Source organism: Photobacterium angustum, from assembly GCF_002954615.1.
In the GTDB taxonomy this organism is placed as follows: Bacteria; Pseudomonadota; Gammaproteobacteria; order Enterobacterales; family Vibrionaceae; genus Photobacterium; species Photobacterium angustum_A.
Genome location: NZ_MSCJ01000003.1, coordinates 354,211 through 376,598 on the forward strand (window position 1 = coordinate 354,211; position 22,388 = coordinate 376,598).

At 40.4% G+C, this 22,388-nt stretch carries 24 protein-coding genes and 1 pseudogene; 14 read left to right on the forward strand and 11 right to left on the reverse strand.

From position 1 onward, the window contains the following. Positions 1 to 5 precede the first annotated feature (5 nt). From BTO08_RS16255 to treR, 10 genes are all read right to left on the reverse strand, one after another. Positions 6 to 413 carry a hypothetical protein gene (locus BTO08_RS16255; RefSeq protein WP_105061695.1) on the reverse strand — a complete coding sequence of 136 codons (408 nt, stop codon included), beginning with the start codon at positions 411 to 413 and terminating at the stop codon, positions 6 to 8. 112 nt (positions 414 to 525) lie between these two features. Then, positions 526 to 939: a hypothetical protein gene (locus tag BTO08_RS16260; RefSeq protein WP_105061696.1), complete on the reverse strand. Its 414-nt coding sequence runs from the start codon at positions 937 to 939 to the stop codon at positions 526 to 528. Positions 940 to 1,105: 166 nt separating this feature from the next. Beyond that, positions 1,106 to 1,597, reverse strand: a complete 492-nt coding sequence (locus tag BTO08_RS16265; protein ID WP_105061697.1) for a hypothetical protein — start codon at positions 1,595 to 1,597, stop codon at positions 1,106 to 1,108. 284 nt (positions 1,598 to 1,881) lie between these two features. After that, on the reverse strand, positions 1,882 to 2,280 hold the full coding sequence (locus BTO08_RS16270; RefSeq protein ID WP_105061698.1) for a hypothetical protein: 399 nt from the start codon (positions 2,278 to 2,280) through the stop codon (positions 1,882 to 1,884). Positions 2,281 to 2,598: 318 nt separating this feature from the next. Then, a complete protein-coding gene (locus tag BTO08_RS16275; RefSeq protein ID WP_105061699.1) occupies positions 2,599 to 2,967 on the reverse strand; it encodes a hypothetical protein in 369 nt (122 codons plus the stop codon). 327 nt (positions 2,968 to 3,294) lie between these two features. Continuing rightward, positions 3,295 to 3,657, reverse strand: coding sequence for a hypothetical protein (locus BTO08_RS16280; protein WP_105061700.1), 363 nt, complete (start codon positions 3,655 to 3,657; stop codon positions 3,295 to 3,297). A 323-nt stretch (positions 3,658 to 3,980) separates the two neighbouring features. After that, positions 3,981 to 4,349 (reverse strand): hypothetical protein, encoded by a 369-nt coding sequence (locus BTO08_RS22270; protein WP_146108441.1) that lies wholly within the window; start codon positions 4,347 to 4,349, stop codon positions 3,981 to 3,983. A 488-nt stretch (positions 4,350 to 4,837) separates the two neighbouring features. Continuing rightward, the gene (treC, locus tag BTO08_RS16285; protein WP_105061701.1) at positions 4,838 to 6,526 is read right to left on the reverse strand and encodes an alpha,alpha-phosphotrehalase; all 1,689 of its coding nucleotides are present in this window, start codon (positions 6,524 to 6,526) and stop codon (positions 4,838 to 4,840) included. Positions 6,527 to 6,714: 188 nt separating this feature from the next. Then, positions 6,715 to 8,139: a PTS trehalose transporter subunit IIBC gene (gene treB / locus BTO08_RS16290; protein ID WP_105061702.1), complete on the reverse strand. Its 1,425-nt coding sequence runs from the start codon at positions 8,137 to 8,139 to the stop codon at positions 6,715 to 6,717. Between the two features lie 171 nt (positions 8,140 to 8,310). Beyond that, positions 8,311 to 9,258, reverse strand: coding sequence for a trehalose operon repressor TreR (treR, locus tag BTO08_RS16295; protein ID WP_105061703.1), 948 nt, complete (start codon positions 9,256 to 9,258; stop codon positions 8,311 to 8,313). A gap of 397 nt (positions 9,259 to 9,655) precedes the next feature. Between treR and BTO08_RS16300 the strand changes: the two genes are divergently transcribed. Both BTO08_RS16300 and BTO08_RS16305 read left to right on the forward strand, forming a co-directional pair. Next, positions 9,656 to 9,898, forward strand: coding sequence for a hypothetical protein (locus BTO08_RS16300; protein WP_045085049.1), 243 nt, complete (start codon positions 9,656 to 9,658; stop codon positions 9,896 to 9,898). A gap of 240 nt (positions 9,899 to 10,138) precedes the next feature. Beyond that, a pseudogene (locus tag BTO08_RS16305) lies at positions 10,139 to 11,289 on the forward strand (iron-containing alcohol dehydrogenase). 47 nt (positions 11,290 to 11,336) lie between these two features. Here the strand turns inward: BTO08_RS16305 and BTO08_RS16310 are convergent. Continuing rightward, a complete protein-coding gene (locus BTO08_RS16310) occupies positions 11,337 to 11,651 on the reverse strand; it encodes a helix-turn-helix transcriptional regulator (protein WP_105061704.1) in 315 nt (104 codons plus the stop codon). Positions 11,652 to 12,576: 925 nt separating this feature from the next. Between BTO08_RS16310 and phnC the strand changes: the two genes are divergently transcribed. The 12 genes from phnC to phnN all read left to right on the forward strand — a co-directional run bounded on the left by phnC (position 12,577) and on the right by phnN (position 22,386). Continuing rightward, on the forward strand, positions 12,577 to 13,410 hold the full coding sequence (gene phnC, locus BTO08_RS16320; protein WP_105061706.1) for a phosphonate ABC transporter ATP-binding protein: 834 nt from the start codon (positions 12,577 to 12,579) through the stop codon (positions 13,408 to 13,410). A 19-nt stretch (positions 13,411 to 13,429) separates the two neighbouring features. Beyond that, positions 13,430 to 14,425: a phosphonate ABC transporter substrate-binding protein gene (phnD, locus tag BTO08_RS16325; protein WP_105061707.1), complete on the forward strand. Its 996-nt coding sequence runs from the start codon at positions 13,430 to 13,432 to the stop codon at positions 14,423 to 14,425. 68 nt (positions 14,426 to 14,493) lie between these two features. Continuing rightward, entirely contained in the window at positions 14,494 to 15,282 is a 789-nt protein-coding gene (phnE, locus tag BTO08_RS16330; protein WP_005363781.1) for a phosphonate ABC transporter, permease protein PhnE, read from the forward strand. 52 nt (positions 15,283 to 15,334) lie between these two features. After that, positions 15,335 to 16,030 carry a phosphonate metabolism transcriptional regulator PhnF gene (gene phnF, locus BTO08_RS16335; protein WP_039871634.1) on the forward strand — a complete coding sequence of 232 codons (696 nt, stop codon included), beginning with the start codon at positions 15,335 to 15,337 and terminating at the stop codon, positions 16,028 to 16,030. Continuing rightward, positions 16,031 to 16,483, forward strand: coding sequence for a phosphonate C-P lyase system protein PhnG (gene phnG, locus BTO08_RS16340; protein ID WP_105061708.1), 453 nt, complete (start codon positions 16,031 to 16,033; stop codon positions 16,481 to 16,483). Beyond that, entirely contained in the window at positions 16,480 to 17,097 is a 618-nt protein-coding gene (gene phnH / locus BTO08_RS16345; RefSeq protein ID WP_105061709.1) for a phosphonate C-P lyase system protein PhnH, read from the forward strand. Before phnG ends, phnH begins: the two co-directional genes overlap by 4 nt. After that, a complete protein-coding gene (locus BTO08_RS16350) occupies positions 17,082 to 18,215 on the forward strand; it encodes a carbon-phosphorus lyase complex subunit PhnI (protein WP_105061710.1) in 1,134 nt (377 codons plus the stop codon). Before phnH ends, BTO08_RS16350 begins: the two co-directional genes overlap by 16 nt. After that, the gene (locus BTO08_RS16355) at positions 18,205 to 19,083 is read left to right on the forward strand and encodes an alpha-D-ribose 1-methylphosphonate 5-phosphate C-P-lyase PhnJ (protein WP_198038494.1); all 879 of its coding nucleotides are present in this window, start codon (positions 18,205 to 18,207) and stop codon (positions 19,081 to 19,083) included. Before BTO08_RS16350 ends, BTO08_RS16355 begins: the two co-directional genes overlap by 11 nt. Next, positions 19,083 to 19,907, forward strand: coding sequence for a phosphonate C-P lyase system protein PhnK (gene phnK / locus BTO08_RS16360; RefSeq protein ID WP_039871637.1), 825 nt, complete (start codon positions 19,083 to 19,085; stop codon positions 19,905 to 19,907). Before BTO08_RS16355 ends, phnK begins: the two co-directional genes overlap by 1 nt. 5 nt (positions 19,908 to 19,912) lie before the next feature. Then, positions 19,913 to 20,647 carry a phosphonate C-P lyase system protein PhnL gene (phnL, locus tag BTO08_RS16365; RefSeq protein ID WP_105061711.1) on the forward strand — a complete coding sequence of 245 codons (735 nt, stop codon included), beginning with the start codon at positions 19,913 to 19,915 and terminating at the stop codon, positions 20,645 to 20,647. A gap of 13 nt (positions 20,648 to 20,660) precedes the next feature. Beyond that, positions 20,661 to 21,797, forward strand: coding sequence for an alpha-D-ribose 1-methylphosphonate 5-triphosphate diphosphatase (gene phnM, locus BTO08_RS16370; protein WP_005363798.1), 1,137 nt, complete (start codon positions 20,661 to 20,663; stop codon positions 21,795 to 21,797). Between the two features lie 13 nt (positions 21,798 to 21,810). Next, positions 21,811 to 22,386 (forward strand): ribose 1,5-bisphosphokinase, encoded by a 576-nt coding sequence (phnN, locus tag BTO08_RS16375; protein ID WP_105062677.1) that lies wholly within the window; start codon positions 21,811 to 21,813, stop codon positions 22,384 to 22,386. The last annotated feature ends 2 nt before the right edge of the window (positions 22,387 to 22,388 follow it).

Here is a 22,388-nt window from a genome sequence, read left to right on the forward strand (position 1 = left end):
TTCAGTTATTGATGATCTGCATCACCAGGTACGTAAGGCTCTTGATAGTCTCCCCTAATATCGGCAGACACTATTTTAGCGCTCCACTTATTGTTAATCTGCTTTGCTATAATAGCGAATTGAGCATATGTGGTACCGAATGAATTGTACTCTAGGGGGATATCAATGCCGTCGATATGAAGTGTTCCTCTGATATACCTTAGCAGGCAATCTCCTCTGTCATAAGGGTACTCCTCCTGCTTTAGCGACTGAGGACCTAGATTATTAATATAATTAGGTCTACATACAACTTGATAAAAAGTAAGTTCATCAATAGTACCTCGTGTACTGTTTAAAACTATATATTTTGGATAGGCGAAGGATGGCGCTGAAAATAGTAAAAAAGGAAGTATAGCTAAAAGAAGTTTTTTCATCACGTAGCATCCTTAACATCGATTATAGAATAAGTGATCTGAGTGCCAAGTAGTTTATAAGTACATATATAAAAGCCGCGAAAGAGCGGCTGTTATTTACCCTTATATTTAGTTATTGAATATCTGCATATTCAGAATCCCCTGTTTTTGGATAGTCTCCCCTAATATCGGCAGACACTATTTTAGCGCTCCACTTATTATTAATCTGCTTTGCTACAATAGCGAATTGACCATATGTGGTACCGAATGAATGGTACTCTAGAGGGATATCCATACCGTCTATATGAAGTGTTCCTTTGATGTCCGTTAGCAGGCAATTACTCCTGTCATAAGGGGGCAGTTCCTGCTTTAACGATTGGGGACCTATATTATAAATATAATTAGGACTACATTCTGAAATTATTTGATAAAAAGTAAGTTTATTAATCGTGCCTAGTGTACTGTTTAAAACCGTATATTTTGGATAGGCGAAGGATGGAGCTGAAAATAGTAAAAAAGGGAGTATTGCTAAAAGAATTTTTTTCATCACGTAGTATCCTTAACATCGATTATAGAATAAGTGACACGCGCTATGTATTTGTAAAAAAGTATATCTTTCAAGTGATCTGGTAGCTTATAAGTACATATATAAAGCCGCCAAAGAGCGGCTTTTGATTTTCTATTTGTCGTTATTTAGTTATTGAGGATTACCCTTACACCGAGGGAGTATCATCATATTTCGGGGTATCATCATATTTCGGGTTATCATCATATTGAGGGTTATCATCATATTGAGGATTACCATTATATTGAGGGGTATCATCACTATTGTTATAGTTACCCAAAATATCGGCGGATACTATTTTTGCTGTTATCTTATTATCAACACGCTTCGATACAATAACGAATTGGCCATATGACGTACCTGATGAATGATATTCCAATGGTATATCTTCGCCATCAATGTGAAGTATTCCTTGGATACTCTTAAGCAGGCAAGCTCCCCTGCCAGCAGAATCAGGCGTTATTGACCAGGGTGTTAGATTATCAATATAGTGCTCACCACAAAAAAGTTCGCTCATTTGTTTAAAGATAAGGTAGTCAACAGTACCTGAAGTACTGTTCAAAACCGTATATTTTGTATAGGCGAAAGATGGAGCTGAAAATAGTAAAAAAGGAAGTATAGCTAAAAGGAGTTTTTTCATCACGTAATATCCTTAATATCAATTCTAGAATAAGTGACACGCGCTATATATGCGCAAAAGACATATTATGTGATCAGTAAATAGGTGGCCGAACAAAATGACTCATTGTTGCGAATGTGAGACACCCAATATTAGGTTTTTGAACCAATCTATGATTTTTGATCCCTTCATGACATGATATTAATCATTAAGGGCAGTGTCATGCTGCTAATCTGGCTTATAAAAAAAGCCACTTCAAAGAGCGGCTTTTGATTTTCTATTCGTTATTATTTAGTTATTGAGGATTACCCATAATGAGGGGTATCAGCATCGCTATAGTTACCCAAAATATCGGCGTATACTATTTTTGCTGCCATCTTGTGATCAACACACTTCGATACAATGACGAATTGGCCATATGATGTACCTGATGAGTGATACTCTAATGGTATATCTTCGCCATCAATATGAAGTGTTCCTTTGATATCTGTAAGCAGGCAAGCTCCCCTGCTATTAGTATCAGACGTTAATGACAAGGGAGTTAGATTATCAAGATAGTGAGTACCACAAAGTGAAGTCATTTGACTAAAGACAAGGCTGTCAACAGTACCTGAAGTACTGTTTAAAACCGTATATTTTGTATAGGCGAAAGATGGAGCTGAAAATAGTAAAAAAGGAAATATAGCTAAAAGAAGTTTTTTCATCACGTAGTGTATCCTTAATGTCGATTATGAAATAAGTGACACGCGCCATGTATGCGCTAAAAGTATACTATGTGATCGATTAATAAGCGATCGCTCAAAATGAGCCTTTGTTGCGAATGTGAGACACCCAATATTAGGTTTTTGAAGCAATCTATGATTTTTGACCTTTTATGACATTAACCATTAAGGGCAGTGCCTAGCTGCTAATCTGGACTTATATAAAAAAGCCACTTCAAAGAGCGGCTTTTGATTTTCTACTCGTCATTATTTAGTTATTGAGGATCACCCTCATATCAAGGGATGTCACTATCTTTATAGTTACCCAAAAACATCGCCTGGTGTTATTTTTGCAAACCACTTATTATTAACACGCGTTGCAATAATGATGTATTGAGCATACGATGTACCTACTGACTTATAGCTTAAAGGTATGGTTGTACCATCATCCATACGAAGAGTTCCAGTGATCTTATCAACTAAGCAAACTCCCCTTCGAGAAGGATCTATCCCTGACGACCAAGGACCTATATGAATAATATGGTGAGGATGACAAAACGGAGAATCTTCCATAAAAGTTAGGTTTTGAATAGTTCCTGGCGTGCTATTTAAAACAGCATATTTTGTATAGGCGAATGATGGCGTTGAAAATAGTAAAAAAGGAAATATAGCTAAAAGAAGTTTTTTCATCACGTAGTGTATCCTTAATATCGATTATGGAATAAGTGACACGCGCTATATATGCGCAAAAGAGATACTATGTGGTCGATTAATGAGCGAGTGATCAAAATGAACCTTTGTTGCGAATGTGAGACACCCAATATTAGGTTTTTGAACCAACCTATGATTTTTGACCCATTTATGACATGACATTAACCATTAAGGGCAGTGCCTAGCTGCTAATCTAAACTTATAAAAAAGCCACTTCAAAGAGCGGCTTTTGATTTTCTATTCGTCATTATTTAGCTATTGAGGATCACCCTCATATAAAGGGATGTCACTATCTTTATAGTTACCCTAAACATCGCCTGGTGTTATTTTTGCATACCACTTATTATTAACACGCGTTGCAATAATGATGTATTGACCATACGATGCACCTACTGACTTATAGTTTAAAGGTATGGTTGTACCATCATCCATACGAAGAGTTCCAGTGATCTTTTTAACTAAGCAAACTCCCCTTCGAGAAGGATCTATCTTTAACGACCAAGGACCTATATGAGTAAGAAGGTGAGGATTACAAAACGAAGACTTTTCCCTAAAAGTTAGGCTTTGAATAGTTCCTGGCGTGCTATTTAAAACAGCATATCTTGTATAGGCGAATGATGGAGCTGAAAATAGTAAAAAAGGAAATATAGCTAAAAGAAGTTTTTTCATCACGCAGTGTATCCTTAATATCGATTATGGAATAAGTGATACGCGCTATATATGCGCAAAAGACATGCTATGTGATCGATTAATAAGCGAACGTTCAAAATGAGCCTTTGTTGCGAATGTGAGACATCCAATATTAGGTTTTTGAACCAACCTATGATTTTTGACCCCTTTATGACATGACATTAATCATTAAGTCAGTGCTTGGCTGCTAATCTGAACTTATATAAAAAAGCCACTTCAAAGAGCGGCTTTTGATTTTCTATTCGTCATTATTTATCTATTGAGGATCACCCTCATATCAAGGGATGTCACTATCTTTATAGTTACCCCAAAACATCACCTGGTGTTATTTTTGCATACCACTTATTATTAGCACGCTTTGCAATAATGATGTATTGACCATACGATGTACCTACTGACTTATAGCTTAAAGGTATGGTTGTGCCATCATCCATACGAAGAGTTCCAGTGATCTTATCAACTAAGCAAATTCCCCTTCGAGAAAGATCTATCCTTAACGACCAAGGACCTATATGAGTAAGATGGTGAGGATGACAGAACGAAGACTCTTCCCTAAAAGTTAGGCTGTCAATAGTTCCTGGCGTGCTATTTAAAACAGCATATTTTGTATAGGCGAATGATGGCGTTGAAAATAGTAAAAGAGGGAGTACTGCTAAAAGAAGTTTTTTCATCAAATAGTGTCCTTAATATCGATAACAAAATTAGCGATATACTTAATGTATGTGTAAAAGGAATACTATTGAGGTAGTTAAAAAATAACTGTTTAAAATTAATTCCTGTATCGAGCTTGAGACACTCAATCTTAGATTTTTGAACCAATCTACGCTTTTTGTTGGTATTTTTTAATTCCAACAATGCCCGCATTGAACGCGCCCAATACCTTATAAATACTGTGTTTAAGCAAGGTTGCACATTATGAGAAACTTGTACTACTGAGGGGGATAGAGGATGTCACGTATCATTAATAAATTTGCTTGTTTATATATTCCTGTTTCGCTTTTAGGTACAAAGCGTAAATCCAATTAAATGTGTAAAGAATTTAAAAAGGAAAAAGGGCGTTGAAGCTGATTTCAACGCCCTTTTACTATTTGATAAAGCACATTTTATGTGGTTCTCTCTGAGCTTTGGTTTGACAATATGTTTAATTGATTACCAACTATTAATCTTCTTCTATTAATAAAATACGTGTTTCGTATGGACGCAAGGTTTGTTTATACCCTAAAAAACTCGAATCTGATTGTGGATAATTAGAGAGTAAACATTGAGATTTAATTATTTGAAAGCGCTCAGGTAAATTACATTCAATCTCTTCATCGTAGTAGTTGTTAATACACAGCAAAGTTTGGCTATCGTTTTGACGTGCAATAGCGAAAATACGATCATGCTCTGGTAGCAAATCTTCATATGTCCCGTCAGTAATTACTGAAATCTGTTTTCGCAGTTCAATTAAACGCTTATAGAAATAAAATACGGAGTTTAAGTCTTTTATCGCAGCTTCAGCGTTGATGTCTGGATAATTTTTAGCAATTTCTAACCAAGGTGTTCCATTGGTAAATCCAGCATGTTGTTGATTATTCCACTGCATTGGTGTGCGTGAGTTATCTCGTGATTTTTGAGCTAAAATAGCCATCATATCTTCATGGGGTATACCTTTTTGGTTAACCATGAGATCGTACATAGTAATACTCTCGATATCGCGATATTGACTGATTTCTGTGTAGGCTGGGTTTGTCATCCCTAGCTCTTCACCTTGATAGATATAAGGTGTGCCTTGCATCATATGTATTGATGCCGCTAACATTTTTGCAGATTCAATGCGATATTTTTCGTCATTACCTAAACGGCTTACAATGCGAGGTTGATCATGATTACACCAAAACAGTGCTCCCCAACCTTTGCCGTTTAATCCTGTTTGCCAGTGGTGGAAGATTTGCTTTAACTGAATGAAATCAAATGCGGTTTTAGTCCATTTATCACCATTTACATAGTCTACTTTTAAATGATGGAAATTAAAGACCATAGAGAGTTCTTTGCCATTAAGTGCTGAGTACTGCTGACAATGTTCAAGTGAAGTAGAGGACATTTCGCCTACGGTTACACTGCCATACTTTTGGAATACGGCCTGACTTATTTCTTGCAAATATTCATGTACGCGCGGTCCATCAGTATAAAATCTGCGACCATCACCTTTATCATCATTTGGGAAGTTTTGCTCTTTGGAGATTAAATTAATCACATCTAAACGAAATCCATCGACACCTTTTTCGGCCCAAAAGCTAATAATGTCTTTGACTTCTTGGCGTACTTTGGGATTTTCCCAGTTTAAATCAGCTTGCTCTTTAGCAAAAAGGTGCAAGTAATACTGGTTTGTTAAGGGATCTAATTCCCAAGCGTTACCACCAAATTTTGATAGCCAGTTATTAGGTTCTTTACCATCGATAGGATCTTTCCAAATGTAATAATCGCGATATGGACTTTTCATGTCTCCCAATGCTGACTGGAACCATTTATGTTCAGTTGATGTGTGATTCACTACAATATCCATTATAATACGAATACCAAGTTGGTGAGCCAGCTCTAACAAAATACTGAAGTCTTCCATGCTACCAAAGTCAGGGTTGACTGCGTAGTAATCTGAAATATCGTAGCCATTATCGATCATGGGTGATTGATAAATTGGGGTTAACCAAATAGCATCAACCCCCAAATGTTTTAAATAATCCAGTTTAGAAATGATCCCTTGGATGTCCCCAGTGCCTTTGCTTTCACTGTCACAAAAACTTTTGGGATATATTTGATAGATAGTCGCGGTTTTCCACCAGTTTTCATCATATTTGCTTAATGTCATTTCTAAAGCTCACTTATTCGTAAATAAATTTTAAAAATAGCCACCATTACTCGATGGCTAACAGCTTTCATTGCAATCAAAGGTGAGAGGGGAGCAATGGCTCCTATCGTCTATTGCTGAAGCTTGGGCCCCTTTAACTAGAGATGTTGTGTGTTGCTAAGGGAATCAAACGATATATGATGAAAGAGTTATGTTGTTACTGGCTCTAGTGTTTCTTTCATTTGTGCGCGCTTATATAAAAGTAGTGTGAGTACTATTGGTACAATAATCGCGACTACCATGGCTAATGTGAATATTCCCCAATATTGAGGTTGGATAGATAATATACCTGGTAAACCTCCGACACCGATCCCGTTTGCCATCACTCCAGCACTCCCACAGATCGCAGCAGCTATTGCACTGCCTATCATCGCGCTTAGCATAGGGAATTTGTATTTTAAGTTGATACCGTACATTGCAGGCTCTGTGACACCAAGATAGGCAGAGATCGCCGCAGGTACTGATATGTCACGCTCTCCATGTTTTTTACTGATGATAATGATACCAACAACGGCAGATGCTTGAGCAATATTAGAAAGAGCGATTAATGGCCAGATTGGTGTTCCACCAAGCTGTTGCATGAGTTGAAGGTCAACAGCGTTGGTTGTGTGGTGGATACCTGTAATCACCAATGGGGCGTAGAGGAAACCAAAGATAGTTGACCCAATAACGGCAAAGTCGCCGGTCATGGCTGCTTTTGCTGCAAAAGCAACACCATCACCCAACATGCGACCAAATGGACCAATGATGGCGTGGGCAAGGAATACCGAAACAATGATAGATATGAAAGGCACAACTACTAAATAGAGATAAGCGGGAATGATACGTTTTAAGTTTGTTTCAATAAGCGCCAGAGCGACACCGGCTAACATGGCTGGAATAACTTGAGCTTGGTATCCTACTTTATCAACAGTAAATAAACCGAAATCCCAAAACTCGGGGACTTGCTGGCCGATTAAATACGCGTTCATTAACTGTGGTGATACTAAGGTAATACCCAGCGTAATACCTAAAATTGGTGTTCCCCCCAATTTTTTCACCGTAGACCAACAAACACCAACGGGTAAGAAGAGGAAGATAGCTTCGCCAATTAACCATAGGAAGGAGTAGACTGATGCCCAGAATTGGCTTATTTCTGTGAGTGTGTGGCCATCAAACATTTTGATGTCGCCAATAACGTTGCGAAAACCTAGAATCAGGCCACCGGTAATAATTGCAGGAAGTAGTGGAACAAAGATTTCAGCAAGATGGGAGATTCCACGTTCAAGAATATTCATGTTTTGACGAGCAGCATTTTTTGTTGTTTCTTTGCTTGCTTCACTCTTACCCGTTAGATCCACTAATACTTTATATACGTCATCGACTTCTGTACCGATAACCACTTGGAATTGACCAGCGTTAGTAAAACAGCCTTTTACTATTAGTAGTTTATCTAACTCTTTAGTATTCGCTTTATTCGTATCGTTAAGCACGAAGCGTAATCGAGTTAAACAGTGACTAACACTGGCAATATTGTCTGAACCTCCAACCAGTTCAATAAGACGCTTTACCTCTTTTTGTGCAATCTTACTCATAATTTGTCCACCTATTGAATACTTTTAAATTATTATTTTTTTATTAATGGGAATGTTCCCATTTTATTGGTGGTTGGATGGTGACATATTGTATTTGAGATGAAAATGGGAACAGTCCCATAAGTGGGCTGTGATCACAGTATAAATTTAAAGCAGATCGTTTAAGGAAGGTTAATGGGGAATGGGCTGTTGGGTATAGTGCACAATCTGTTCGTTGCCATTTAATTGATTGATCAAAATATCTGCGGCTTTTTTACCGGCACAGGCATAACCGGGATCTACGCTGAATATCTTAGGAAAAAGAAAAGAAAGTAATTCATTACCGCCAACACCTGTTACGACGACATCTTCCCGTGCGATTTCTTGTAATCTTTTAGCTACACCAAGAGCAATCGTATCGCTGGCGCATATAATGGCCTGTGTATCAGGTTTTAGTACTTCATCAACTAATTGGTAAGCACTTTCGTGGCTTAATTTACCTGTTTTGTAGCAAGGTGTTACGCCTTGGTTTTTACACCATTTTTTATAAGCAGTAAGGCGTGCCAGACCTGTCGTCTTATCTTCAGGGTCTACTCCGATATAACTGATACGAGATATCGATTGATGGTGAACATGTGCGAGCGCGTGCTCTATAACACCTTGATTATCATAGTTGATTGAGGATATTAGTTGCGTATCCATTGCTATTGCAACAACACGATTACCCCATTGGGCTAATGCATTTTCGTCGCAACCGGTAAAGCCAAAAACAATAACACCATCAACATTACGCTTTTTGAGCACTGATAAATGTTCATTGGTTTTGTTGCGATCAAATTGGCTTTCCATAATCACCACGTCATAACCTGCGGCATACAGTGTGCTTAACATGGTCGCGACAACACGGTTCTCTGAGGGGGAATCGAGGCGAGAGATGATAATCCCCACCACTTTTTGACTGCCGCCCCGCATTGATTGAGCTGATTTTGAAGGTGTATATCCAGACTCACGAATGATTTTTTCCACCTTCTCACGTGTTTGTGCTTTTACCTTAGGGTCGTTGGTTAACACACGGCTTACTGTTGACTTGCCAACATCAGCTAACTTTGCGATATCAAGAATGGTGAGTTTTTTGTTCATAAGTCGTCAAATTAAAGGTGGATTGAGCAAAAGGAAATTATCGCGCTCTTATCTTCATCTAGAACTGACTATCTATCGTTAGAGGCGTAATTTATTTTGTAATACTATCAAGTACTCGTGGTTAGAGTATATATAAATTCCGAAGCGTGGTTTGCTCTGGATCCCTTGGTGTGGTGAGGCGATCTATTTTCCAATCAGCAATACGCCATCTACTTCGCTTTCTGCCATTTTCTCTTCTTTTTTGCCTTTATCTTATGCCTACCGACCCAACCATTACCATATGGTAATAATCTTTTGTTTTTTTGTTGTATTGTTGTTTTTAGTGTAATTATTAATAATACATCCATCGAAACGCACAAGGCGTTCACAAACATAAATACACAAGGTTTTATTACTCATGAAAACAGTTATTAAAGCAACTATCGCAGCCGCTATCATCGCTATGTCTTACAACGCTTCAGCTAAAGATGGTGCGTTCACAGGTAATGTTCAATTTCAAAAAGCAGCAGCTAGCACTATGAATGCAGCTCACTACCAAAAACAAGGTACTGCAGAGCGTTCACACTCAGGTGTGGTATTCACACAATCAGCATCACAACTTACTTTTGCTGAAAAGCTACTGTCTGCTGCTGATAAATAAGCCGCTGATATCGGCAAGTAACATCCCATTTTAATTATTACGTTTACGTAATAGTGGTTAACTTTTCATTTTATTGTTTATTTCCGGTAAGTGAGCTGTTGTTAGCATCAACACCAACAACAACCATAAAGATTTGACGCCGATAACACTCACTTTGCTATTCACACTCTGTAAAAAATTCCGGCTTATGGCACATGCGGTAAACCAACATAAATTACTTAATATTATCGGAGCTTTATTATGAGCAATGTCTTCTACATGCCACCTGTAACACTAATGGGTCCTAATGCTATTCAATCTTTAGGTGCTGAACTTGCCTCAAAAGAGCTGAAAAAAGCGCTAATCGTGACAGACAGTGTATTAGTTGAAGTGGGTTTAGTGAGCAAGCTAAATACGAGCTTACTGCGCACGGCCTTGATTACACTATTTACGATGGTGTGCAACCTAACCCAACAGAGAAAAACATTGAAGATGGCCTAGCGTTACTTGCAAGCAGCCATTCTGATTTTGTGATTTCATTCGGTGGTGGTTCTTCACACGATACTGCTAAAGGTATCGCACTTGTGGCAGCGAACGGTGGTCACATTCGTGATTACTCGAAAGGTGTACACCTTTCTAAAAAGCCACAACTTCCATTGGTAACCGTGAACACAACAGCAGGTACCGCTTCAGAAATGACCGTATTTGCAATCATCACTAACCAAGAAGATGAAACCAAATACCCAGTAGTTGATAAGCACTTCACGCCGATTATTGCAGTGAACGATTCAGAGCTAATGGTCGCAATGCCTAAGTTCCTAACTGCTGCAACCGGTATGGATGCATTAACGCACGCTGTTGAAGCGTATGTTTCAACTGCAGCGACACCAATCACTGATGCCTCTGCCATTAAAGCGATTGAGCTGATTGTAAACAACCTAGAAACCGCTGTGAACGACGGTCAAAACCGCGAAGCACGTGATGCAATGCAGTACGGCGAGTACCTTGCTGGTATGGCATTCTCTAATGCATCTTTAGGTTACGTTCACTCAATGGCGCACCAATTAGGTGGTGTTTACGACCTGGCTCACGGCCTATGTAACGCGATTCTATTGGCAGAAGTTTCACGTTTTAACGCCAAACAAGTACCAGAGCGTTTTGTTGATATTGCCAAAGCAATGGGTATCGACACAGCAGCAATGACCCAAGAGCAAGCAGTAAATGCAGCCCTTGAAGCGATTGATGCACTTTCTGAAAAAGTGGGTACTAAGCAACGCCTAGCTGATTTAGGTGTGACTGAAGACAAGCTAGCGTTCATGGCGCAAAACGCTCTAAACGATGCGTGTTCTTTAACTAACCCACGCAAAGCGAGCCTAGAAGAAATCGTAGAGATCTTTAAAGCACGCATGTAATTAGCAACGCTTTTAAAAAAGGCCACTGTTTATTCAGTGGCCTTTTTTTATTCGGGTTGAGCAGTCGCTGCGTCAGTCTTGTTAGCGGAAAGCGTCACATAGCGTTGTTGCAGCTCTGCCAATAACTCTAGGGTGTCAAACTCGTCTAAAGAAGGGCGATCACCAGCAAAGAACATGATGCTTTTATTAAACATCTTTGATAATTCTAAAAGTGTATCTAAGCGTGGTTGAGTTCGACCATTCTCTAAGTCTAAGTAGGTTTGTCTTGCTATCTTAAGGTGTTTTGCGGCATCGACTTGTGTCATGCCATGCTCTTCACGGGCTTGCTTAAGCCGGTGGTAAAAGGCTTGGGGGTTATTCATTATTTTATTCTTCTACATGTCGGACGCCAAGATTGTATAGATAAACGACAAGCTGAAAAATAGGTGAAAGTAATTTTTATGTCAGTAAAAGTGAATGGGGAAGGGGGCAATAATCAGACAATAAAAGCTTCGTGTTTAATCGACTGATTATGCTTTTTCGTTGTAATTATTTATCGTTATTTGATTTTGACTCGTTTTTGAGGAGTCGTGTAGCCTAGCGTTAACTCAATACTTTCGTGAAGACGATTATAAGAAAACATAACGACTTGTATTAACGTTAGTGGTTTTCTGTAATTTAACGCTTTTATCTTTTATCTTTTATCTTTATTCCTTTCTTCAAAAAATGTTCTAAAGTCGAATTTAGTACAATTTCCATTATCATTACTCATTAGTGCTGGGTTACTAACGAGAACACAATGCTTTTCATTGCTTGCTGAGTCTTTTTCATTATGGCTACTACAACCCATTAATACGAATATTAATGCAGTTAGTGTTATTATTTTTTTCAATTAAGACTCCTTACTTAATATTGCTTCTTATAATAGAAATACGATTAACTTTATGATTCTATAGGATTTAAAATTCATATAAATACCTTTCGAGTATATATTGTTTGTAAATTAAGTGCTATGAGATCTAAAGGCTATTTTCAATTTATAAAGCGTTTTAAAAATCTATCGTTTTTTAATTTTCTATCATATGTAGCCGCTCTATTGATTCATTTATTAACTTTTCATTAAGGCGTTATCTAGACAAGTTAGTGCTCTCGTCTAGATAATCTCTCTGCTCCTTTATTCTGCTTGAATCTTACCTGCTATACCTTTTTTGAATGCGCTTTTCTGCCACATTCCTGAAATGTTTTTTTTATAAAAGCGACACAAAAAATTGCCACGCTATGAGCATTATTTAACTAGGGCTCAATAGCATGGATAACATTATTGAAGTCAAAGATCTGACAAAAACGTTTGGAAATAAAAAAGCTTTAAATGCAATCGATTTCAGTATTCAGCATAAAGAAATGACGGCGCTCTTAGGCCCTTCGGGATCAGGTAAATCGACATTAATGCGCCATTTAAGTGGCTTAGTTTATGGCGATAAAGATCAAAATAGTGAGATCCGTGTTTTAGGTGAAGTGGTCCAAGCGAATGGTCGTGCAACGGTAGATATTCGACAAAGACGCGCCCAAGCGGGGTATATTTTTCAACAATTCAATCTTGTTAATCGTCTCACTGTTCTAACTAACGTATTAATTGGTGCCATGAGTCATACACCGTTGTGGCGTACTTTAAGTGGTCGATTCAGTGTAGAGCAAAAACAGCAAGCGTTAGCTGCTTTAGAGCGAGTTGGGATGAGTGATTTTGCCCATCAACGTGTTTCGACTCTTTCTGGTGGGCAGCAACAACGTGTAGCAATCGCTCGTGCCTTGATGCAAAAAGCGAAGATCATTTTCGCAGATGAGCCCATCGCTTCATTAGATCCAGAGTCTTCTCGTATTGTGATGGAATTACTGACAGACATTAACCAGAGGGAAGGTATTCCTGTGGTTGTTACTTTGCACCAAGTCGAGCATGCCCTTAAATATTGTAAACATGTCATCGCATTAAAAGAAGGCAAAGTCTTTTATCAAGGTGAAAGCGCAAGCATCTGCCAACAAGAGCTTGAACAGCTCTATAGCTATCAACCCAAAGTCAATATTGATGAGAGTGAACCTCTACCACTAGCGTCAATAGAAAACCATTCCACCCCTTTACTACGTTAACACACAAAGGATATTGAAGATGTTACGAGCACTAAAGACGATGGTTTGTAGTCTTGGACTACTTACAGCTGCAACAGCGATCCCCGTTTCTGCTGAAGAGAAATTGGAATCGCTTAATTTCGGTATTATTTCGACTGAATCACAGCAAAATCTTAAAACAGTGTGGGACCCGTTCCTAAAAGATATGAGTGATAAACTGGGCATGGAAGTGAAAGCCTATTTTGCGCCAGATTATGCGGGCATTATTCAAGGTATGCGTTTCGATAAAGTTGATGTCGCTTGGTTTGGTAATAAATCAGCGATGGAAGCGGTTGACCGAGCAGGGGGAGAGGTTTTCGCGCAAACGGTAGATTCCGAAGGAAATCCTGGTTACTGGAGTTTATTGATCACCCATAAAGACAGCCCAATTAACAGTGTTGAAGACATGATTTCCCAGCGTTCGAAGCTCGCGTTTGGTAATGGCGATCCAAATTCAACATCAGGTTTTCTTGTACCGTCATACTATGTCTTTGCAAAGAATAACATTCAACCGTCAGAGTTTAAGCGCACGTTGAATGCTAGTCATGAAGTGAATCTCTTTGCTGTTGCAAATCAACAAGTGGATGTAGCGACGAATAATACGGAAAGTATGCGTCGTTTCGAGCTTACCAATCCAGAAAAGTTTGCCAATATTAAAGTAATTTGGCAGTCACCACTTATTCCATCCGATCCTATTGTGTGGCGTAAAAATCTCCCTGATTCAGCAAAAAATGAAATTTACAGTTTTTTCATGGAGTACGGTACTTCTGGTGATGAGAAAGAGCTAGCCGTTCTAAAAGAACTCGGTTGGGCTCCTTTTAAACCATCGAGTGATTTACAGCTGCTACCAATTCGCCAGCTAGCGCTCTTTAAACAGCTAAATAGCTTGAATAAACAAACAAGTTTAACCAAAGAGCAAGCGTCAAAATTACAATCAGCAAAGAGTAAGCTTGCTGTTCTAAACCGCCAAATGAGTGCTCTTGAAGCAATGGAATAGCGTCGCATGGGCTGGAGGAACGATTTTCCAGCCCTTTGCTGCCACACAGTATTTAATGGATAGATGCAATGAGCAGTTCAACTCAAAATATCTCAATGGGTCCCACTTCTCAATGGAAGCGCTTTGCAATCATGTTACTGGTTGCGTTTGTTCTTGCTTGGTCTTGGCAAGGTGCAGAAATGAATCCAGTTCAATTAATAAAAGATTCTGGAAACATGATTGAGCTGGGTGCGGACTTTTTCCCGCCAGACTTTACTTACTGGAAACTTTACCTCGAAGAGACCTTGATAACGATACAAATTGCATTGTGGGGGACGATATTAGCCGTCGTTATTTCCATCCCATTTGGATTGATGTGCTCAGAAAATATAGCCCCTTGGTGGATATATCAGCCAATGCGTCGCTTGATGGATTCTGCTCGAGCAATCAATGAAATGGTATTTGCAATGCTATTTGTTGTTGCTGTTGGGTTAGGGCCTTTTGCTGGCGTACTTGCGTTATTTGTACATACCACAGGCGTACTTGCAAAACTGTTTTCTGAAGCGGTCGAAGCTATTGATATTGGCCCAGTAGAAGGCGTTCGTGCGACAGGAGCCAATAAAATTGAAGAGATTTTATATGGCGTTCTTCCTCAAGTATTACCGCTTTGGATCTCTTTTACTTTATATCGACTTGAGTCGAACGTTCGTTCGGCCACTGTGGTAGGCATGGTGGGTGCTGGTGGTATAGGGGTTCTGTTATGGGAAGCGATAAGAGGTTTTCAGTTCCAACAGACCGCTTGCATTATGTTGATCGTCATTGTCACTGTGAGTTTGATTGATTTTGCCTCACAACATATCCGAAAAATGTTTATTTAATATTTTTCATAACTTGTCTAGATAAGTCACCCGTGATGCTGAGAGATTGACGATGAGAGTGTATTTGAATATTGCGAAACACTTAGAAGAGGATGTTCGCCGCTACTTTCAAGCCGGTGACTATTTACCATCAGAATCAGAACTTGCTAAACGGTTTAATGTAAATCGTCATACCGTGCGTCGTGCGATAGATGAGCTGGTGTTTAATGGGATGATCGAACGCCAACAAGGACGAGGCAATATGGTTGTTAGCCAACCATTCGAGTACCCATTACATGCTGGGGCGCATTTTACTGATAATTTGTTGGAGCAGGGCAGTTTACCGACGAGTCGAGTGATCGAACGAGGTTTAACTCGCGCAAACGACAAGGTGGCTGCTCTCTTTGGTGTATTACCTGAGTCATCGATTATTAAACTCACCACATTAAGAAAAATTGATGGTGTACCTGCAAGTGTGATTGACCATTACCTCTCAGATGTGAACTGGTGGCCTGCTGTAAAACATTTTGAAGTGGGATCACTTCATCACTATTTGAGAGACAAACTAGACGTTCAACTGACTAGACGTTCGACGCGGTTGAGAGCTGTTATGCCCACCAAAACGGATTGTCGTCTACTACAACTTCCTAGCAAAACGCCAGTTATGGCATTTAAAACCACCAATGTCTTAAAGGGCACTGATCGGATCGTGGAGTTTTCATCTTCACATACACGATCGGATTTGGTTGAAATTGTTTTGGAGCACTAAATGGAAACGGAACAAAGAACACAACGACAAAAGTGGATGGCTGTGTTAGCTCGATGCGATCATCGTTCCTTAGCTAACGGTTGGCAACAACTTGGCTTAGAGCCTAGTTATCACTTTGTTCGAGAGCCTGAGATTGGTCTTGCCCAAGTTCGCGCAAGAATGGGTTCAACAGGGAGCCAGTTTAATATCGGTGACGTTACGATGACGCGAACAGTGATCCAACTTGATAGTGGAGAGCTAGGGTATAGCTACATCACTGGTCGTGATAAATATCACTCTGAGATAGCGGCTGTGATTGATGCCCTAATGCAAACATCGATGCAAAGCGATCTCCATCATCGTCTTATTAATCCGTTAAATGCCGACATTGCGAAGCAAGAACAGTCTCGGGCTAAACAGGTTTCCGCAAGCAAGGTGGACTTTTTCACCATGGTTAGAGGAGAAGATGAATGAGCCAGTTAGTAAAAGGATTTGATTGTCCAGTTCATGACGCTCAGCAGACTTTTCGTTTATTAATGGACGCAATGGCTAAACCTGGTCTCGTGGTTGAATTACCAAGTGATGTTCGCTTTGGTGGTGTTAGCAAAGCCGCAACACAGTTAATGCTTACTCTGGTGGATAACTCGACGCAAGTATTTATGTCTTCGCACTATTTAAATGATCCTTCTTTCATTGAGAATGTCCGTTTTCATTGCGCCGCTTCTTTAACACAAATAAGAGAGCATGCTGATTTCGGGTTGTTAGCAGGTAACGAAATAACAACGTTAAACGGTTTTTCTAAAGGCGAAGAAAGTTATCCAGACAAAAGTGCCTCCCTCATTATAGAAGTGGACTCGTTACAATCAGGTGTTGAGCTGTCACTGACAGGCCCCGGTATTCAAGAAAAGACCACAGCTTATATCAATGGATTATCAAGCGAATTACTTGTAGCGGTATTGAACGGGCGAGGAGTATTTCCGCATGGCGTGGATCTTTATTTCACAAGTGGTCGCCAAGTTATGGCGCTACCTAGAACAACGCAAGTTCAATTAAATAATAAAGAGGATGCGATATGTACGTTGCTGTAAAAGGTGGAGAAAAAGCCATTGCCGCCGCGCATCGGCTTCAAGATCAAAAACGTCGCGGTCCAACCTCTCAACAACCTCTTGAGGTCGCTCAGATAGCTGAACAGCTCGCTGGCGCAACAGACAGGGTGATGACAGAAGGCAGTGTTTACGATAAAGAGTTGGCAGCCCTTGCCATTAAACAGGCCGGAGGTGATTTAATTGAGGCGATATTTTTACTTCGAGCTTATCGCACAACACTGCCAAGATTTGCTGTTACTGAGCCGTTACAAACTGAAAGTATGCGTATTGAGCGTCGAATTTCAGCGGCATATAAAGATCTCCCTGGGGGGCAGATACTGGGGCCTACTTACGATTATACCCACCGTTTACTTGATTTCACGCTACTGGCAGAAGGTGGTGAACAGGCGCATATCTGTAGCGAAATTGATGATAGAGAGCAATCACTGCATAACACTGAAATACCAGAGTTAAGCCCACAAGTCCTGCAGATTTTAGAGAAACTAGAGCTGGCAGTACAAGAGTCAGATAACGGGGAATTACCGGAAGATATAACCGTAACTCCACCTGCTTATCCTGCTAATCGAAGCGCAAGATTACAACAACTATCACGATGTGATGAAGGGTTTTTACTTGCGCTTGGGTATTCGACACAACGCGGTTATGGACGCAATCATCCTTTCGCAGGTGAGATCCGGTCAGGCCAAGTGACATTAGAAATTATTCCTGAAGAATTAGGCTTTGCTATCGAAATTGGCGACATCGAATTGACAGAGTGTCAAATGATAAACGCATTTACAGGGAGTAAGACTGAAAAAGCCAAATTTACCCGAGGGTATGGAATTAGCTTTGGCTTTTCAGAACGCAAAGCGATGTCGATGGCACTGGTTGATCGTTCACTACAACATAAAGAGTACGATGAAGAGCCACAAGGTCCTGCTCAGGACGAAGAATTTGTTCTGTCACATGGCGATAATGTTGAAGCCTCCGGCTTTGTTAGCCATTTGAAACTTCCTCACTATGTTGATTTTCAATCTGAACTTGAATTGATTCGAAAATTACAAAAAGAGTATGACGAACAACAGAGTGAAATCATCAAAGAGGGCCTTCATGATGTTTGATTCAAACCAAACCGGTGGCTACAACTATGGCTACTTAGATGAGCAGACGAAAAGGATGATACGTCGAGCACTGCTAAAAGCGATTGCGATACCGGGTTATCAAGTGCCGTTTGGTGGGCGAGAAATGCCGATGCCTTATGGCTGGGGTACGGGAGGTATTCAAATCACAGCGGCAATAATCGGACAGCAAGATGTGCTTAAAGTGATTGATCAGGGCGCTGACGATACGACCAATGCTGTTTCTATTCGCCAGTTCTTTAAAAAAGTGGCGGCGGTTAAAACGACCGAAAAAACCAGTTATGCGAGCTTAATTCAAACACGTCATCGCATTCCTGAGAAACCGTTGAATGAAGGGCAGATATTGATATATCAAGTTCCGATTCCTGAGCCATTACGTTTTATCGAGCCACGTGAAACAGAAACACGGAAAATGCATGAACTGGAAGAATATGGTGTGATGCATGTAAAACTGTATGAAGACATTGCACGATATGGCCATATTTCAACGTCTTACGCTTACCCTGTTGAAGTGAATGGTCGATATATTACTGATCCTTCTCCGATCCCCAAGTTCGATAATCCTAAAATGCATCAAATGCCAGCTCTACAACTGTTTGGGGCTGGCCGAGAAAAGCGGATTTATGCCATTCCGCCTTATACCGATGTGAAAAGCCTCGATTTTGATGATTACCCTTTTGAAATTCAGCAGTGGGATGAACCATGCAGTATTTGTGGCTCGACGGATAGCTTCTTAGACGAAGTCGTAACCGACGATCAAGGAGGGAGAATGTTTGTCTGTTCAGATACGGATTATTGCCGTGAACAACAAGCGCTGCAAAAGAGTAAGGAGACGACATTGTGTCTTTAATGGATGTTGAAAATAGTCGGAATGAGGCGGTTGTTAATCAAACCAGTGAGGAATTACAACCTCTGCTTAAAGTGACGCAGCTGACGAAATTGTATCAAGCTGAGAAAGGCTGCCAAGAGATCGATTTTGAACTTTGGCCAGGTGAAGTATTGGGGATCGTTGGGGAATCAGGCTCGGGGAAAAGTACCTTACTCCGGGTTCTATCAGGCCGTGAAGTACCTGATAGTGGCGATGTTCAGTATCAAATTGACGCCAATCATAGTGTTAGCTTGTTTGGTTTGTCTGAAAGTGAACGTCGTCGTTTGTTGCGTACAGAGTGGGGAGTGGTACATCAGCATCCTATGGACGGTCTTCGTTCTAGAGTGTCTGCTGGTGGCAATATTGGCGAACGTTTAATGGCTGTTGGTAACAGACATTACGGTGATATTAGAGCACAAGCGATTGATTGGCTTGGGCAAGTTGAAATCCCCTTAGACCGAATTGATGATATGCCTATTACGTTCTCTGGCGGTATGCAACAACGCTTACAAATAGCACGAAATTTAGTGACTCATCCAAAGTTGGTATTTATGGATGAACCAACAGGTGGACTAGATGTATCTGTGCAAGCCCGACTCCTTGATTTGATTAGAAATTTAGTTGTTGATTTAGGGTTGTCTGTCGTCATTGTAACGCATGATCTTGCCGTTGCTCGTTTGCTTGCTCATCGATTAATCGTGATGAAAGAAAGCCGCATTGTTGAAACTGGGTTAACTGATCAAGTGTTAGATGATCCACAGCATCCTTACACGCAATTACTCGTTTCATCGGTATTACAAGGATAAGAAGTATGATGAATACTCACAATAACAAAGTAATGCTTCGAGTTGAAAACATCAGCAAAACGTTCGTATTGCACAATCAAAGTAGCGCGCGAATATCTGTTCTTGAGAACAGCAGTTTTCAGGTGGAAAGTGGTGAATGTGTGGTGTTACTAGGGCATTCAGGCTCGGGTAAAAGTACGCTTCTTAAAGCGCTCTACGCCAATTATTTAGTCGATGATGGGCACATTCTTGTTCGTAAAAATCAAAATAATAATGACTGGGTAGATCTCGCCAATACGACACCTAAATCGATTCTTGAGGTAAGAAAGCATACCGTAGGTTGGGTGAGTCAATTTTTACGGGTTATTCCTCGCATCAGTGCATTAGATGTGGTCAGCCAGCCTTTGATTGATTTAGGTGTCGATAAAGATGAGGCGCGTGAAAAAGCACAAGTCCTCCTCCGTCGGTTAAATGTACCTGAAGCACTTTGGCACCTTGCCCCAGCGACGTTTTCTGGTGGAGAGCAGCAACGCGTTAATATCGCTCGAGGGTTTATTGTTGAATCGCCTATTCTATTACTTGATGAACCTACCGCGTCATTGGACGAGAAAAACTGCCAAGTTGTTGTCGAGTTAATTTCAGAAGCTAAGCATCGAGGTGCCGCGATTGTTGGTATTTTCCACGATGAGTCAGTTCGTAAACGCGTAGCGGATAAGATTTACGATATGTCCACGGCACAATTGAGTGAAATTGATCATTAGAAAGGAAGTCATGATGATTATTACCAATGTACAACTGGTATTAGAAAATGAAGTTATTAATGGTTCGATTGAAATCAAGGATGGTTTGATTCGATCAATGTCGGACTCAAGTAGCCAGCGACCAGAAGCGATTAATGCAAATCAAAGTTTCTTAATGCCGGGCCTTATTGAGCTTCATACCGATAATTTAGAAAAATACTTTACCCCAAGACCGAAAGTCAATTGGCCTGCATTGTCAGCAATGGCAGCGCATGATGCTCAGCTAATTGGCTCTGGTATTACGACTGTTTTAGATGCAATTGCGGTTGGTGATGTACGCGATGGAGGACACCGACAGGAAAATCTCGACAAAATGATTGATACCATCATCGAAAGTGGAAAGTTGGGGTTAAATAGGGCCGAGCATTTTGTGCATATACGATGTGAGTTACCGCACTCAGGGACAGTGGAATTGGCCGAAAAATATCTCGACTTAGAGCAGATCCACATGGTGTCGTTAATGGATCATTCTCCCGGCCAACGTCAGTTTGTCAATATCAACAAATACAATGAATACTACCAAGGTAAATACAACCTAAGTGATCAACAAATGGCAGAGTTTGAGCAATACCAGCGAGCTCAGTCTTTACAGTGGTCAGGGGCTAATCGAAAAGCGATAGCCAAATTGTGTCGTGAAAAACACATACCTTTAGCGAGTCATGATGATGCAACGTCAGTACACGTTGAAGAATCACATTCACTAGGAATGGTATTAGCTGAGTTTCCGACGACGGTTGAAGCCGCTCAACGATCTCATGAGCTTGGATTAAAAGTGATGATGGGAGCACCGAACGTTGTACGTGGCGGCTCGCACTCAGGAAATATTGCGGCACATGAATTAGCAACACTTGGTGTATTGGATGTGCTGTCGTCTGATTATTTTCCTAGCAGTTTGCTTGATGCTGTTTTTAAGTTAGCAAGCGATGAACGTAATGCACTTGATTTAGCATCATCGACGCGCCTAGCAACGGCTCATCCAGCGGCTGCACTCAACTTGACGGATAGAGGGTCTGTAAAAGAAGGGTTGAGAGCTGACTTAATGCTTGTAGGTCGTAAAGCCAATCAAGCCGTGATTCAACAAGTATGGCGACAAGGCAATCGCGTTTTCTAAAGGAGAAACAGTGTTGGCTAGGTTGTTCTATGTATTAGGTGCATCGGGGGCGGGCAAAGATTCTCTTATCAATGCGGTTCGAGAAAGTTTAAGTGAGCGATTGATGATCGCACATCGATATATTACTCGACCTGCATTTATGGGGAACGAAAATCATATCGCGCTATTAGACACCGAATTTGATTTACGTATTCATCGTGGGTTATTTGTCATGCACTGGCAGGCGAATGGCTGTCGATATGGCGTTGGCAATGAAGTGGATGATTGGCTCAATAAGGGATTGGATGTCATGGTTAATGGCTCCAGAGCTTATTTAGAAACCGCCAAGGCACGATTTGGTGAACAACTTCAAGTGGTGTGGATCTCAGTCAGCCCTGAAGTTCTAGAGCAACGGTTACAGCTTCGAGGGCGAGAAAGTGAAGATGAGATAACACAACGTTTGGAGCGAGCAGTGGCTTATGACGCTGTAAGACCACCATGTGCAATTGTGGTTGATAATAGTGGCTCTCTTCAAAGCAGTACAGAGCAGTTTCTTGCTCAGATGAAATATGCCGTGTACGAGTCTCAATCAAAAAGCGTAGTGGGTTAATT

What these genes read in the sequence shown, in the direction of transcription:
- BTO08_RS16260 (WP_105061696.1), bottom strand. Translation starts at nt 939, where the DNA reads ATGAAAAAAATTCTTTTAGCAATACTCCCTTTTTTACTATTTTCAGCT.
- BTO08_RS16355 (WP_198038494.1), top strand. Translation starts at nt 18,205, where the DNA reads ATGATGTTTGATTCAAACCAAACCGGTGGCTACAACTATGGCTACTTA.
- phnE (WP_005363781.1), top strand. Translation starts at nt 14,494, where the DNA reads ATGAGCAGTTCAACTCAAAATATCTCAATGGGTCCCACTTCTCAATGG.
- treR (WP_105061703.1), bottom strand. Translation starts at nt 9,258, where the DNA reads ATGAACAAAAAACTCACCATTCTTGATATCGCAAAGTTAGCTGATGTT.
- BTO08_RS16255 (WP_105061695.1), bottom strand. Translation starts at nt 413, where the DNA reads ATGAAAAAACTTCTTTTAGCTATACTTCCTTTTTTACTATTTTCAGCG.
- BTO08_RS16270 (WP_105061698.1), bottom strand. Translation starts at nt 2,280, where the DNA reads ATGAAAAAACTTCTTTTAGCTATATTTCCTTTTTTACTATTTTCAGCT.
- BTO08_RS16300 (WP_045085049.1), top strand. Translation starts at nt 9,656, where the DNA reads ATGAAAACAGTTATTAAAGCAACTATCGCAGCCGCTATCATCGCTATG.
- BTO08_RS16280 (WP_105061700.1), bottom strand. Translation starts at nt 3,657, where the DNA reads ATGAAAAAACTTCTTTTAGCTATATTTCCTTTTTTACTATTTTCAGCT.
- BTO08_RS16265 (WP_105061697.1), bottom strand. Translation starts at nt 1,597, where the DNA reads ATGAAAAAACTCCTTTTAGCTATACTTCCTTTTTTACTATTTTCAGCT.
- phnG (WP_105061708.1), top strand. Translation starts at nt 16,031, where the DNA reads ATGGAAACGGAACAAAGAACACAACGACAAAAGTGGATGGCTGTGTTA.
- phnC (WP_105061706.1), top strand. Translation starts at nt 12,577, where the DNA reads ATGGATAACATTATTGAAGTCAAAGATCTGACAAAAACGTTTGGAAAT.
- BTO08_RS16275 (WP_105061699.1), bottom strand. Translation starts at nt 2,967, where the DNA reads ATGAAAAAACTTCTTTTAGCTATATTTCCTTTTTTACTATTTTCAACG.
- BTO08_RS16350 (WP_105061710.1), top strand. Translation starts at nt 17,082, where the DNA reads ATGTACGTTGCTGTAAAAGGTGGAGAAAAAGCCATTGCCGCCGCGCAT.
- phnD (WP_105061707.1), top strand. Translation starts at nt 13,430, where the DNA reads ATGTTACGAGCACTAAAGACGATGGTTTGTAGTCTTGGACTACTTACA.
- treC (WP_105061701.1), bottom strand. Translation starts at nt 6,526, where the DNA reads ATGACATTAAGCAAATATGATGAAAACTGGTGGAAAACCGCGACTATC.
- BTO08_RS16310 (WP_105061704.1), bottom strand. Translation starts at nt 11,651, where the DNA reads ATGAATAACCCCCAAGCCTTTTACCACCGGCTTAAGCAAGCCCGTGAA.
- phnL (WP_105061711.1), top strand. Translation starts at nt 19,913, where the DNA reads ATGATGAATACTCACAATAACAAAGTAATGCTTCGAGTTGAAAACATC.
- phnK (WP_039871637.1), top strand. Translation starts at nt 19,083, where the DNA reads ATGGATGTTGAAAATAGTCGGAATGAGGCGGTTGTTAATCAAACCAGT.
- treB (WP_105061702.1), bottom strand. Translation starts at nt 8,139, where the DNA reads ATGAGTAAGATTGCACAAAAAGAGGTAAAGCGTCTTATTGAACTGGTT.
- phnM (WP_005363798.1), top strand. Translation starts at nt 20,661, where the DNA reads ATGATTATTACCAATGTACAACTGGTATTAGAAAATGAAGTTATTAAT.
- phnF (WP_039871634.1), top strand. Translation starts at nt 15,335, where the DNA reads ATGAGAGTGTATTTGAATATTGCGAAACACTTAGAAGAGGATGTTCGC.
- BTO08_RS22270 (WP_146108441.1), bottom strand. Translation starts at nt 4,349, where the DNA reads ATGAAAAAACTTCTTTTAGCAGTACTCCCTCTTTTACTATTTTCAACG.
- phnH (WP_105061709.1), top strand. Translation starts at nt 16,480, where the DNA reads ATGAGCCAGTTAGTAAAAGGATTTGATTGTCCAGTTCATGACGCTCAG.